This window comes from Caulobacter segnis, assembly GCF_029543125.1.
GTDB lineage: Bacteria > Pseudomonadota > Alphaproteobacteria > Caulobacterales > Caulobacteraceae > Caulobacter > Caulobacter segnis_D.
In genome coordinates, this window is record NZ_JARQWW010000001.1 from 884,319 (window position 1) to 895,853 (window position 11,535).

At 69.4% G+C, this 11,535-nt stretch carries 13 protein-coding genes; 6 read left to right on the forward strand and 7 right to left on the reverse strand.

Annotated features, from left to right (window positions below; genetic code table 11):
* The first annotated feature begins 34 nt into the window (after positions 1–34).
* The 3 genes from P7B02_RS04300 (at position 35) to P7B02_RS04310 (ending at position 3,109) form a co-directional block, all read left to right on the forward strand.
* A complete protein-coding gene (locus tag P7B02_RS04300) occupies positions 35–1,312 on the forward strand; it encodes an ATP-binding protein (RefSeq protein WP_277785071.1) in 1,278 nt (425 codons plus the stop codon).
* 303 nt (positions 1,313–1,615) lie between these two features.
* Positions 1,616–2,830 carry an MFS transporter gene (locus P7B02_RS04305; RefSeq protein ID WP_277785072.1) on the forward strand — a complete coding sequence of 405 codons (1,215 nt, stop codon included), beginning with the start codon at positions 1,616–1,618 and terminating at the stop codon, positions 2,828–2,830.
* A gap of 57 nt (positions 2,831–2,887) precedes the next feature.
* Entirely contained in the window at positions 2,888–3,109 is a 222-nt protein-coding gene (locus P7B02_RS04310) for a hypothetical protein (RefSeq protein ID WP_277785073.1), read from the forward strand.
* 88 nt (positions 3,110–3,197) lie between these two features.
* Here P7B02_RS04310 and P7B02_RS04315 read toward each other — a convergent pair whose 3' ends face one another.
* From P7B02_RS04315 to P7B02_RS04330, 4 genes are all read right to left on the reverse strand, one after another.
* The gene (locus tag P7B02_RS04315) at positions 3,198–3,494 is read right to left on the reverse strand and encodes a glycine zipper 2TM domain-containing protein (protein WP_277785074.1); all 297 of its coding nucleotides are present in this window, start codon (positions 3,492–3,494) and stop codon (positions 3,198–3,200) included.
* A 70-nt stretch (positions 3,495–3,564) separates the two neighbouring features.
* Positions 3,565–4,521, reverse strand: a complete 957-nt coding sequence (locus P7B02_RS04320) for a UDP-glucuronic acid decarboxylase family protein (protein WP_277785075.1) — start codon at positions 4,519–4,521, stop codon at positions 3,565–3,567.
* 62 nt (positions 4,522–4,583) lie between these two features.
* Positions 4,584–5,516: a 2-hydroxyacid dehydrogenase gene (locus tag P7B02_RS04325; RefSeq protein WP_277785076.1), complete on the reverse strand. Its 933-nt coding sequence runs from the start codon at positions 5,514–5,516 to the stop codon at positions 4,584–4,586.
* Positions 5,513–5,926, reverse strand: a complete 414-nt coding sequence (locus tag P7B02_RS04330; RefSeq protein ID WP_277785077.1) for a VOC family protein — start codon at positions 5,924–5,926, stop codon at positions 5,513–5,515. Before P7B02_RS04330 ends, P7B02_RS04325 begins: the two co-directional genes overlap by 4 nt.
* Before the next feature lie 96 nt (positions 5,927–6,022).
* On the opposite strand from P7B02_RS04330, the gene P7B02_RS04335 reads away from it, so the two are divergent.
* Positions 6,023–6,511 carry a hypothetical protein gene (locus P7B02_RS04335; RefSeq protein ID WP_277785078.1) on the forward strand — a complete coding sequence of 163 codons (489 nt, stop codon included), beginning with the start codon at positions 6,023–6,025 and terminating at the stop codon, positions 6,509–6,511.
* Here P7B02_RS04335 and P7B02_RS04340 read toward each other — a convergent pair.
* From P7B02_RS04340 to P7B02_RS04350, 3 genes are read right to left on the reverse strand one after another with little or no spacing between them, the layout of a single operon-like run.
* The gene (locus tag P7B02_RS04340; RefSeq protein WP_277785079.1) at positions 6,492–8,696 is read right to left on the reverse strand and encodes a CHASE2 domain-containing protein; all 2,205 of its coding nucleotides are present in this window, start codon (positions 8,694–8,696) and stop codon (positions 6,492–6,494) included. The genes P7B02_RS04335 and P7B02_RS04340 overlap by 20 nt on opposite strands.
* Positions 8,697–8,699: 3 nt before the next feature.
* Positions 8,700–10,031, reverse strand: coding sequence for a FecR domain-containing protein (locus tag P7B02_RS04345; RefSeq protein ID WP_277785080.1), 1,332 nt, complete (start codon positions 10,029–10,031; stop codon positions 8,700–8,702).
* On the reverse strand, positions 10,028–10,747 hold the full coding sequence (locus P7B02_RS04350) for a response regulator transcription factor (protein ID WP_277785081.1): 720 nt from the start codon (positions 10,745–10,747) through the stop codon (positions 10,028–10,030). Before P7B02_RS04350 ends, P7B02_RS04345 begins: the two co-directional genes overlap by 4 nt.
* 273 nt (positions 10,748–11,020) lie before the next feature.
* On the opposite strand from P7B02_RS04350, the gene P7B02_RS04355 reads away from it, so the two are divergent.
* Together P7B02_RS04355 and P7B02_RS04360 are read left to right on the forward strand one after the other, a co-directional pair.
* A complete protein-coding gene (locus tag P7B02_RS04355) occupies positions 11,021–11,293 on the forward strand; it encodes a hypothetical protein (protein ID WP_277785082.1) in 273 nt (90 codons plus the stop codon).
* Between the two features lie 2 nt (positions 11,294–11,295).
* Positions 11,296–11,532: a hypothetical protein gene (locus P7B02_RS04360; RefSeq protein WP_277785083.1), complete on the forward strand. Its 237-nt coding sequence runs from the start codon at positions 11,296–11,298 to the stop codon at positions 11,530–11,532.
* Positions 11,533–11,535 lie beyond the last annotated feature (3 nt).

Sequence of the window (11,535 nt, forward strand, 5' to 3'; positions counted from 1 at the left end):
TTTCATGGTCCGGCCCTTCAGAGCCACATCTCCGTTGCCCGGAGGTTTCGTCGCCCGCTCCATCCTGGTGGTGGTGGCCGTAGTCGTGGTTCAGCTGCTGGCGAGCGTGGCCTTCTACCAGGCCATCGACCGGCAGACCCTGCGCGAGGACCACGCACGCCGCATCGCCGAGTTCCTGGTCGTCGGAGACCGCGTAAGCCGACTGGAGACCGATCTCAGCCAGATCATGACCAGCCGCTATCTCGAGGCCTCGATCGCGGACCAGAAGCCGGCCTGGCCCCGGACGCGCGAGGAAAACGCCGAGGCCATCGAAGGCTATGTGCGCCAGTGGGAGCCCTCCCTCGCCCAGCGCCCCATGCGCCTCTGGGGAGAGACCGGCCCGGGCGGGCGCCGCTATCTGGCGGGCGCCATGGCCTTGGAAGACGGCCGCTGGCTGACCTTCCGCTCCAAGGACTTTCCCCGCAGCTGGCCCATCGCCCTGCGGGCGGTGGCCATGACCCTGGCCTTCGCCCTGGCCTGCCTGGTGCTGGGCGCCGTGGCGCTGCGCCAGCTCGGCGCCCCCCTGCGGCGCCTCGCCGAGGCGGCCCGTCAGTTCGGCAAGGGGCCGCCCGTCCTGGTGAAGCCCGAGGGGCCGCCGGAGCTGGCCGACCTCAGCCACGCCTTCAACGACATGCAGGGGCGCATCACCGGTCTGATCGAGGACGAAGCCCGCGCCATGGAAGCTTTGAGCCACGACCTGCGCACCCCGCTCAGCCGCCTGAAACTAGCCTCGGATCTGATCGGCCCGAAGGACGTGCGCGGCCTGGTCTCGGACAATGTCGACGAGTTGGAGGAAATGCTCCGCTCCCTCTCCGCCTGGCTGCGGGCCCAGCACCAGCCTAGCACCGCGGAGGAGACCGACCTCGCCGCCCTGATGCGCGATGTGCTGGCGCGCTGGCCGGAAACGGCGGCCTATGAAGGGCCCGACAGCCTTATGGCCGTCACCCATCGCGGCCCGTTGGAACAGGCGCTTGTGCAGTTGATCGACAACGCCGTGCGCCATGGCGGCAACGCCGTCGTACGGCTCGAGGCGACCGAGGACGGCCCGTTGATCACCGTGCTGGACAACGGTCCCGGACTGTCCTCGGAAAGCCTGGCCCGGGTCTATGAGCCCTTTTTCAGGGGCGATCCCGCCCGCGCTCGTGACACCGCCGGCTTCGGCCTGGGCATCCCGACCGCCGACCGGCTCCTGCGCCGCTTCGGCGGGACGCTTTCGATCAGCAACCGGGAAGCCGGCGGGCTGGAGGCGAAGCTTCGGCCCCCGAGCGGCTAGCGGCTGCGGGCGCGGAGCGACGGATTGACCCCAAAAGCGCGTTGAGAGGCCTGGAAAAAGGCACGCGACGCAACCCAAGCCATGCGCCGCTTCGCCCCCGCCCCGTCGCAACGGCAGCTACCGGGGCCAGTCGTGCCCGGTGCTTATCCACCCGCGCGCTCGCTGTCGGGCGCCCATCGGGGCTGCATCCGCAAAAAGCCGCGTTCGGCGGCGGGAAGCCGGATTGCGTCGCGGCCCTGAGGGCCTATTTGGGTTTCAGCGCCGCAGGCGCACCCTCCCCTGACGCCTCCCGGTCCGGCCAAGATGACATCCTCCACGCCTCCGGCGCCGACGCGCGCCGGACCTGCCGCGCATGTGCGCCTGGCGCTCCTCGCCCTCAGCATGGGCGGCTTCGCCATCGGCACCACCGAATTCGCGGCCATGGGCGTTCTGCCCGACTTCGCCGCCGGCCTGGGGATCGATGAGCCCACCGCGGGTCACGTGATCAGCGCCTATGCCCTGGGCGTCGTGGTCGGCGCGCCGCTGTTGGCGGTGCTTGGCGCGCGTCTGCCGCGCCGCACCCTTCTGATCGGCCTCATGGCGCTGTTCGCCCTCGGCAACGGCCTGTCGGCCCTGGCGCCCAGCTACGAGTGGATGCTGCTTTTCCGCTTCCTCAGCGGCGTGCCGCACGGCGCCTATTTCGGCGTGGCGGCGCTGGTGGCGGCGTCTCTGGTCCCGCCCGAGAAGCGCGCCCAGGCCGTGGCCCGCGTGCTGATGGGGCTGACCATCGCCACCATCATCGGCGTGCCTTTCGCCAAGACTGTCAGCCTGGAGTTCGGCTGGCGGTCGACCTTCGCCATCGTCGCCGCCCTGGCCGCCCTGACCATGCTCCTGGTTCATGCCTACGCACCGAAAGACGCGGGCGATCCGAACGCGAGCCCCCTGCGCGAGCTGGGTGCGCTGAAGCGTCGGCAGGTCTGGCTGACCCTGGGCATCGGCGCCATCGGCTTTGGCGGCATGTTTGCGGTCTACGCCTATCTGGCCTCCACCCTCATGGCGGTCACGGGCGTCAGCGCCCAGACGACCCCGATCGTCTTTGCGGTGTTCGGCGTCGGCATGACCGTGGGCAACCTGGTCGGCGCCTGGGCCGCCGACCGCGCCCAGATGCCGGCGGCGGGCGGCATCCTGCTTTGGAGCGCCGCGTCGCTGGCTCTTTACCCCTTCGCCGCCGGGCACCTGTGGTCCATGCTTTTGGTGGTGTTCCTGATCGGATGCGGCGGCGGACTGGGCTCAATCCTGCAGACCCGCCTGATGGACGTATCCGGCGACGCCCAGACCCTGGGCGCCGCCCTGAACCACAGCGCCTTCAACACCGCCAACGCCATCGGCCCCTGGCTGGGCGGTATGGCGGTGGCCGCCGGCTATGGCTGGACAGCGACCGGTTGGGTCGGCTGCGGCCTGGCGCTGGGCGGCCTGCTGATCTGGGCGATCTCGTGGTCCGACGACCGACGCCGGGGCATGACGCGCGCCACGGCCTAAGCGTCGCCGTCGGAACCCCGCTCACAACCTGGCGTTGCCAAGGTGAAGGAGCGCCCCATGGTTCAGCGGTTTTGCGTCGAAGCCTTTGACAGCGTGGGCGACCGCTCGCCTAGTCATACGGAGATCGTGGGCAGCAGCGCGCAGGCCGAACGTCGCGCCGCAGAGCTTGGCTTTCGGCATCCGGAGGTGCGGGTGATCGACCTTTCGGACGACGAGCCGACGGCCCGCCCAGCGTTGCCGACAAGCGCCTTCGAGGACCGCTTCCTTCGTCGCCAATAGACTTCGCTCAGACGAGATAAAGAGCTCAAACGACAAGCGGGCCGGCGATGTCGCCGACCCGCTCATTCGTTGGGCTAAGAGCGCCCGATCAGCGGTAGTAGTCGCCGGGGCAAGGATCGCCCTTGGCCACCTGGTTGCCGACCACGCCGCCGACCACGCCGCCCGCGATCGTGCCGGCGGTGTTGGAGCTGTTGCCGGCGATGGCGCTGCCGGCCAGGGCGCCCAGAGCGGCGCCGGCGACGGTGCCCGCGGCGCGCTGGTTGGCGCGTTCGCCGCGGCAGCGGTCTTCATAAGAGGCGTAGCGGCCGCCGTAGCCATTGCTGGCGCAAGCGGAAAGACTGGTGAGGGCGGCTGCCGAGAGCAGCACGACGGCGATGGCGCGCATGTTCAATTCTCCTGGGTCGGAAGCGACCTTGGAGCACGAATGCGTCGCCGGCGGCGAAGGTTCCCCGGCGTCAGGCCGCAGCGCCGTCCGACAGCAGTCCGTCAAAATAGGCGATGGTCTTGCGCAGGCCGTCCTCGAGATGGACGGTCGGCTCCCAGTCGAGGATGGCTTTGGCCTTCTCGATATTGGGCTGACGTTGACGCGGATCATCCGAAGGCAACGGCTTGTAGATCAGCTTGGACGACGAGCCGGTCAGGGCGATCACCTTCTCGGCCAGGGCCTTGATCGTGAACTCGCCGGGGTTGCCCAGATTGATCGGACCGGTGACGTCGTCACCGGTTCCCATCAGGCGCAGGAACCCCTCCACCAGATCGTCCACATAGCAGAACGACCGGGTCTGGGCGCCGTCGCCATAAAGGGTGATGTCCTCGCCCTTCAGCGCCTGGACGATGAAGTTCGACACCACGCGGCCGTCATTGGGATGCATGCGCGGGCCGTAGGTGTTGAAGATCCGCGCCACCTTGATCCGCAGCTTGTGCTGGCGGTGATAGTCGAAGAACAGGGTCTCGGCGCAGCGCTTGCCCTCGTCGTAGCAGGAGCGGATCCCGATCGGGTTCACGTTGCCCCAGTACTCCTCCGGCTGCGGGTGCCAGGTGGGGTCGCCATAGACCTCGCTGGTGGAGGCCTGGAATATTTTGGCCCGCCGGCGCTTGGCCAGGCCCAGCATGTTGATCGCCCCGTGGACGCTGGTCTTGGTCGTCTGCACGGGGTCGTGCTGGTAGTGGATCGGGCTGGCCGGGCAGGCGAGATTGTAGATCTCGTCGACCTCCACGAAGAGCGGGAAGGTCACGTCGTGGCGCAGCAGCTCGAAGGCCGGGTTGTCCAGCAGATGCGCCACGTTGCGGCGGGTGCCTGTGTAATAGTTGTCGAGGCAGAGGACCTCGTGGCCCGCTTCGAGCAGCCGCTCGCAAAGGTGGGAGCCGATGAAACCGGCGCCGCCGGTGACCAGAACGCGTTTGCCGTGCATCAGACTCGCCTCTCCCCTAGCCTTGGGATCGCTGACCCGCGCCGGAGTGTCAACGTCGGGGCTCAGTAACCCCTGGCCATGTCCACGGCTTGCGGCAACACGCCTTGCGCCAGCCAGCGACGGATATTGCCGGCGACGATGGCCGAAGCGGTCCGCCGGTCAGTCACCGCCGAGATGTGCGGAAGGACCGTCACCTTCGGGTGGCTCCACAGCGGCGAGCCGGCCGGCAACGGCTCCTGGTCGAAGACGTCGAGCACGGCATGGGACAGATGGCCGGCGTCCAGCGCCGCGATCAGATCATCGGCCACGACGATCGGCCCGCGCGCGAAGTTGATCAGGGCCGCGCCGGGCTTCATCTGCTCCAGGCGCTCCGCATTCAGCAGCCCCCGCGTCTGGGCCGTCAGCGGCGTCAGACAGACCACGATGTCGGCGACCTTCAACACCCGCGAAAGATCGGTGTGAGCGGCTACGCCGGGCATGTCCTTCGGCGTGCGGCTCCAGCCCGCGACTTGGAAATCAGCCTCGGACAGACGGCCGGCGGCGGCGGCGCCCAGAGCTCCGAGGCCGAGCAGTCCGACCGTCATCTCCTGCGGTCGGCGATAGGGACGCGGCTCCCAGCGGCGCTCGCCTTGTGACGCCGCATAGGCCGGCATGTCGCGCTGGAGATAGTAGGTCCAGGCGAGGACCGCCTCGGCCATGGCCCGGGCGAGCTCGGGATCGATCAGGCGGACGATAGGCGGCGCGTCCGCCCCAAGCTCCGCCACCATGCGTTCGACCCCGGCCCAGGTGCTGTGAACCCATTGCAGGTTCGGCAAGGCCGCCAGGTCGGCCGGATCCGGATTGGCGACCACCGCGACCCTGACCGCATCACGTTCGGCGGCGTCGATATCGCGCAGGGTCCGCACGGCCAGCTCCGGCATGGCCGAGGCCAAGGCCTTCAGCCACTGCGCCTCGGCCTCGGCGGGCAGTCGGTTGACGAAAGCCACCGTGGTCATTGTGCGAACACCGCACCCATGTCGGCGAAGCCCTTGATCTCGATCGGATTGCCGCTGGGATCGACGAAGAACATGGTCCGCTGTTCACCCGGCTCGCCCGCGAAGCGGATCACCGGCGGAATCTCGAACACCGTGCCGGCGGCCGTCATCCGGTCGCTCAAGGCCATCCATTCCGCCATGGGCAAGACCACCCCGAAGTGCGGCATCAGCACCATGTGCTCGCCCACCTTGCCGGTGCGTCCCGTGGCGAAGGGCTCGCCGAGGTGCAGAGAGAGCTGATGTCCGAAGAAGTCGAAATCCACCCAGGTCTCGGTGCTGCGCCCCTCTTGGCATCCCAACACCCCGCCGTAGAAGCGGCGCGCCTCATCGAGGTCGGTGACATGGAGGGCGAAATGAAACGGGTGCGGCATGGTGAAGCTTCCGGCGGCGTTCCTTCTGCTCTTAGCTGGGCAAGCCATCCACGGCGAGGCTAGATAGCCGCCGAAGCAATCGGGGGGGATTTTGTGATGACGCGCATCGGCCTGATCCTTGGCCTTGGCCTCGCGGTCACCGCCTGCGCCAAGCCGCCTGAAGTGATCGCCAAAGGCGAGCTCGGCGCTCTGCGCGGCAAGCGGGTCGCCCTGCTGACCGTTCCGCAGACCAGCGGTCCCGCTGACCAGCCGGTGATGACCCGGCTTCAGGCCCTCGGCGCCCAGCCGGCGGGCGACAAGCCCGAGATGCTGATCCAGGTGGCGCTGAGCGACCTGCCGACCGCGGTCGGGGTGTCGGGCGGCGCCGGGGCCGAGGAGACGCCCAAGGCCTGGATCGCCGCGCCCGGCCGCTCGCGCATGGGCGGCGCCCGCCCGGGCCAGTCGCTTTCCGTCGTCGCCCTCGACGCCGCCACCGGCCTGCCGGCCTATCAGGTCACCGCCACCGACCACCGCAAGGCCTTCGACGCCAAGACCCTGGCGCGCCTGCTCGACGCGGCCCTGCCGGTCACGCCGCCGGCAAGCTGACCGCGAAGACCGCCCCGACGCCGGGGGCGCTGCACAAGGCCACCTGCCCTCCATGCCGGGTCACGGCGGTCTGCACGAAGGCCAGACCCAGCCCGACCCCGTCAGTCTGCGCCTGAGGCCGCTCGAAGGCGGAAAAGGCGCCGAACAACCGCGCCTGCTCCTCGGCGGTGAAGCCCGGTCCCTCGTCCGCCACTTCGACCTCCACGACGCCGTCCTTCGATGAGGCCGTCAGACGGATGATCGAGTGCTCCGGTCCGTACTTCACCGCATTGCTGAGCAGATTGACGAAGACGCGGGTCAGGATCTCCCGGTCCCCACGCACGAAGCGCGGCTCGTCGAGGCCCGCCTGCTCGATGGTCATGCCGCGCTGGCGGCTCTGAGGCCAAAGCTCGTCAGCGGCCTCCATCAGAACATCGCTGAGGTCGACCTTCTGCCGGCGCGGCGTCGCGTCCTCCGCCCGCGCCAGACGCACGAAGCCGTCGGCCAGGGCCAGGGTGCGGCGGGCATAGGCGGCGATGCGGCCGCCGAGGCTCGCCTCCACCGACGCCTCCGGCGCGCTCTGCAGCAGGGCCAGGATCGAGGTCTGAGGCGAGCGCATGTCGTGGGTCAGAAGCTGCAACGCCTGCTCGCGCTGGCGCAGGGCGGACTTCAGCAAGGTCACGTCGGCCAGGCGCACGATCCAGCCCGCCGGCGCCCCGGCCTCATCCAGCCGCCAGACCGACTGCATCTCGAACGCCCGGCCATCGGTCAGGACCAACTCCACGGGTGGGGCGGCGTCTTGCGGCGGCCAGACGTCGAGGTCCGGTCCCCTCTTCGGCGACAGGCTCCCGATCAGAGCCGACGCCGACCGCCCATGCACCGCTTCACCGAACAAGGCCCGCGCCGCGCCATTGGCCGCCAACACCCGGCGGTTCGGGTCGAGCACAAGGGTGGCGTCGGGCAGGCTGAACAGGGCGTCGGCGGCGAACCGGCGCAGGTCGTCCACCTGCTCGATCGCAAGGCTGATGTCCTCCATCTGCCGGGCCAGCACATCGCCGCCCGCTTGACTTGACGCGACCGGGGCCTCCTCGCTGCCCGCCAACCGCGCCCTCAGCCTGGTCAATTCCAACGCCAGGCCGTCACTGGTGGCGGCGAGACGGCGCCATCCCCACAGCGGAAACACCAGGGCGAGCCCCGCCACGCCAGCAGCGGGCGGCAGCCAGAAGCCCAGGCCATAGAGAACCATGCTGACGCACAGCAGCAGGGCCGCCAGACCGGCGCCAACCACCAACGTCCAGCGCGGCGGGGCCAGCAGGAAGGCCGCGAGCAGCAGCCACAGCGGCAGGATGCAGGCGGCGATCACCAGCGCGCGGGGCACATCCCGCACCATGTGGCCGCCCAGCAGGTTGTCGATGATGTTGGCCTGCAGCTCGACCCCCGGCATGTTCGCCGCCCCGCCGCTGAGCGGGGTCGGGAAACGTTCGCCAAGCCCCGCAGCCGTCGCGCCGACCAGGACGATGCGGTCCTTGATGAAGGCGTCCGGAACCTCGCCGGCCAGCACGCTGGCGAAGGACGCGGTTGCGTAACTCGCCTTCGGATCAGCGAAACGGATCAAAGGCGGTGACCCGGGCGCGACGGCGGCTGGTGCGAGGTCGCCATAGAGCGCCCAGGCCAGCGGCTCGGCCGCGACGGTCCCGAACGCCGCACGCCGCACCAGTCCGTCCTCGTCCAGATGAACGTCAACCGCGCCGACGCCCGCCGCCTTGGCGGCAAGGGTGGGGATGGGCGGAACCAGGGTTCGGTCGGCCAGGACCGGCAGATAGACGCGCGCTCCCCTCATCGCCCGGGCAAGGCCCGCGTCCTGCGCCGGATCGGCCGCCGGCTCGGTGAACAGAACGTCGTAAAGCACGGCGCGCGGCCGCGCCTCGGCCAGGCGTCTCAGAAGGGCGGCGTGCCGGTCGCGCGGCCAGGGCCATGCGCCCAGTTGTGCGAGACTGGCGTCATCGATGGCCACCACCACGATCTCGGCGCCGGCGGCGCGCGGCAACAGCCGGGCGGCCACGTCATGGATCAGGTTGTCGGCGCGGGCCGTCAGTGAGAACCCCGCCAGCACCGCCACCAGCACGGTCGAGACCGCCGCCACCGCCGCCCATTCGATCAGGACGCGGCGGCTGACGCTCCGCAAGGCCTGGCGCGGCGAACGCACGCCTTACTGACCGATGCGTAGCTGCTGGATCGGGCCGAGCTTCTGGGTGAAGGCGCCGTCCTTGTAGCGCACGGACACCACCCGCCAGTACCAGGTCCCGGCCGCCAGATTGGTGACGGTCGCCCGGGGTTCAGTAAGGCCCGGCTGGTCCGCCGTCAGGGTCTTCATCTGCGGATCGGCGGAAAGCTGGAAGCGGTAGGTCCGCACACCTTCCCCCGTGGCGTTCCAGCGGAAGAGGAAGCGCCGCATCTTGCGGTCACCCTCCGGCTGCGGCGGCGCGCCCGGCTCAAGCACGTTCAAGGTGCGGTCGAAGCTGTAGACGCTGGGCAGGCCTTCCAGCCCATTGCGGTCAAGCGCCGTCAGCCGGACGAAGTAGGTGCCGTCGCGCACCGACGGGAACGCCGCCTGACCGTCCTGGCTGTCGCCCTCAGCGAACAGGTCGACGAAGCCGGCGTCATTGGCCAACTGGAAGCGATAGCTGACCGCGCCCTCCAGGGGCTTGGCGGCGAAGCGAAGCTGCGGCTCCTCCTGCACGGCGCCGCCGGGGCCGAGGTCAGGAGCAGACAGCAGGGCGGACGGCTCGGCCACGCCCCGGGCGCCGGCCGTGACGCCGAACGCCGCCTTGACCGCCGTCTCCGGCGCAGCGGCGGCGACAGCGCCGACGCCCACCAGACCCTCGATCACTTCGGTGGCCGAACGGTCGCCGGCCTCGGCGTGAACCACGCGGAACTCAGTGCCGCGGACGGCGGTCACCGACAGCGGCGTGCGGACGCGAAACTGCGAGCCGGCGTTCTCCGCCGGGGTGGCGCTGACGCCGCTGCGGCCGCTCTCCAATTCGAACAGGCGCTGCAGGCTGCCATCCAGCAAAAGGCGCCGCATCTGCACGATCCGCATGCGCGAATTGGACGGCAGGGTCACGCGCGAGCCGTCCGCCAACTGGAAAGTGGCGAAGGAGTTGGCGCCGGTGATCAGGCGATGGCCTTCAAAAATCCGGGCGTCGCGCACGGCGGGAGCCGAACCCCGGGCGTCCTGCAGGGTCACCGCCCCGCTGACCGCCACCAGCCGCGCCTCGATCGGTTCGAACCGCAGAAGCTGAGGCTCGATCTTCAGGGTCGATCCGACCCGCAAGGCCCGCACATTGCGCACGCCGCTGGCCGTGCGCACGCGCTTGTAGTCGCTGAGCTTGATCAGATAGCGCTGGGCCAGGGTGTAGAGGTTGTCCCCCTGCCGAACGACATAGGCGATCGGCGTCTCGGCGGCCTGCGGGACGGGCGCGGCGAAGGCCGGCGTGGCGAGCATGGCGAACGCGGCCAAGGCGAGAGCTGGGGCTTTCATTGATCCTGAAGGCTCATGGAGGCGGCCGTCATTTCGCAGGGCTCCAGGCGGTAGCCGAAGCCATAGACGGTCACGAGGCGGAACCCGTTGTCCGGCCGCAGCGACAGCTTGCTGCGCAGCCGCGAGACGTGGGCGTCGAGGGTGCGGCTCTCCAGATCGGGACGCTGCCCCCAGATTTTCTCGAGCAGATACTCCCGGGACAGCGCGCGTCCGGCGTTGGCGAAGAGCTGCCGGGCGAGCTGGAATTCCTTGGCGGTCATCACCACCGCCTCGCCCGCCAGGTGGACGGTGTCGCTGGCGGGGTCGAGCCGGTAGGCGCCGAACTGCTCCGGCGCGTCGGCGGAGAGGGTGCGGTTCAGGCGGCGGACCAGAGCGTTGACCCGCGCCACCAGGACCGCCGGATCTGCCGGCTTGACGATGTAGTCATCGGCTCCGGCGTTCAGGCCGGCGACCACGTCGCTCTCCTGCGACCGGCTGGTGACCAGCAGGACCGGCGGCGGGGCGGCCGGCAGGGCGTTCATGGCGGCGATCACCTGCAGCCCGTCCATGCCCGGCATGTTCCAGTCGACCATCACCAGGTCGAAGGTCTGGCGGCGGAAGGCGGTGAGAAATTCCTGAGGCCGGGTGAAGCACGCGCAATCCCAGCCCGCCGCCTCAAGGAGGCCTCGGGTCAGCGCATTGTGCGTCTCGTCGTCGTCGAGCAGCGCGACCTGCATTCGCCTCCCCCGTCGCCCGCAACCGGCGATAGGTGCGAGCCTGCGCCTAGTCATAGTGAAGCTTGGTCTGACGCAACCTCAAAATGCACCGCCGGCATGGGCGAAGTGTCGCGTTCAGCACGTTCGGCCCCACCTCCCGCCGCTTGATGGCAATCAAAAATCCTCAATGAATTCAAATGTAAAGCATTGTAAAATCTGAGCTTCGCCCTCGTGATATTCAAGCTCGACCATGGCACGTCTCGCCCCACGCAATGCGGCGCGGGGAGGGCGAACATGGGAAACCTGGTGAAGATGCAGGCGGCGGGCTGCGGTCCGGACGTACGCGGCCTGTTCGCGAAGATCGATCAGACCAGCCTCGCCTATTATGAGTTCGAGACCGTGGCCGAGGGCGACGATCTCGCACGCACGGCGTCTTCGGACGTGACGTCCAGGACAAGCCTTTTGCGCGGCTGGCGCTCGCCTGAAGCCCAGCCTGCGGCCCACGCCTCGTTGCGTCTCGACGCCCTGTTCGCGAGGCTCTCCGCCAGCGCTCGCGGCGAGACCTGATCGTGGCGCGCGGCCTTCCCACCTCCATCCGCGTGTGGCGTCTGATCCTGCGCGTCAACATGACGGTCGGCGCCCTGACGGCCATCGCCGCGATGGTCCTGATTACGGCGCTCCAACCGGACGGCCTGATCGCCCTGGTCGGCCTGGCCTTCGCCGCCGGCGGCGCCATTCACGCCTGGGTCAGCGCCAGCGCCCTGCACCGCCTGCACTGGCGCTGGGTCGTGAACTGCGAGGAATAGTCG

Bases quoted from the DNA above. Each gene is read 5' to 3' on its own strand.
- P7B02_RS04305 (WP_277785072.1), top strand. From the start codon at position 1,616: ATGACATCCTCCACGCCTCCGGCGCCGACGCGCGCCGGACCTGCCGCG.
- P7B02_RS04310 (WP_277785073.1), top strand. From the start codon at position 2,888: ATGGTTCAGCGGTTTTGCGTCGAAGCCTTTGACAGCGTGGGCGACCGC.
- P7B02_RS04315 (WP_277785074.1), bottom strand. From the start codon at position 3,494: ATGCGCGCCATCGCCGTCGTGCTGCTCTCGGCAGCCGCCCTCACCAGT.
- P7B02_RS04320 (WP_277785075.1), bottom strand. From the start codon at position 4,521: ATGCACGGCAAACGCGTTCTGGTCACCGGCGGCGCCGGTTTCATCGGC.
- P7B02_RS04325 (WP_277785076.1), bottom strand. From the start codon at position 5,516: ATGACCACGGTGGCTTTCGTCAACCGACTGCCCGCCGAGGCCGAGGCG.
- P7B02_RS04330 (WP_277785077.1), bottom strand. From the start codon at position 5,926: ATGCCGCACCCGTTTCATTTCGCCCTCCATGTCACCGACCTCGATGAG.
- P7B02_RS04335 (WP_277785078.1), top strand. From the start codon at position 6,023: ATGACGCGCATCGGCCTGATCCTTGGCCTTGGCCTCGCGGTCACCGCC.
- P7B02_RS04345 (WP_277785080.1), bottom strand. From the start codon at position 10,031: ATGAAAGCCCCAGCTCTCGCCTTGGCCGCGTTCGCCATGCTCGCCACG.
- P7B02_RS04350 (WP_277785081.1), bottom strand. From the start codon at position 10,747: ATGCAGGTCGCGCTGCTCGACGACGACGAGACGCACAATGCGCTGACC.
- P7B02_RS04355 (WP_277785082.1), top strand. From the start codon at position 11,021: ATGGGAAACCTGGTGAAGATGCAGGCGGCGGGCTGCGGTCCGGACGTA.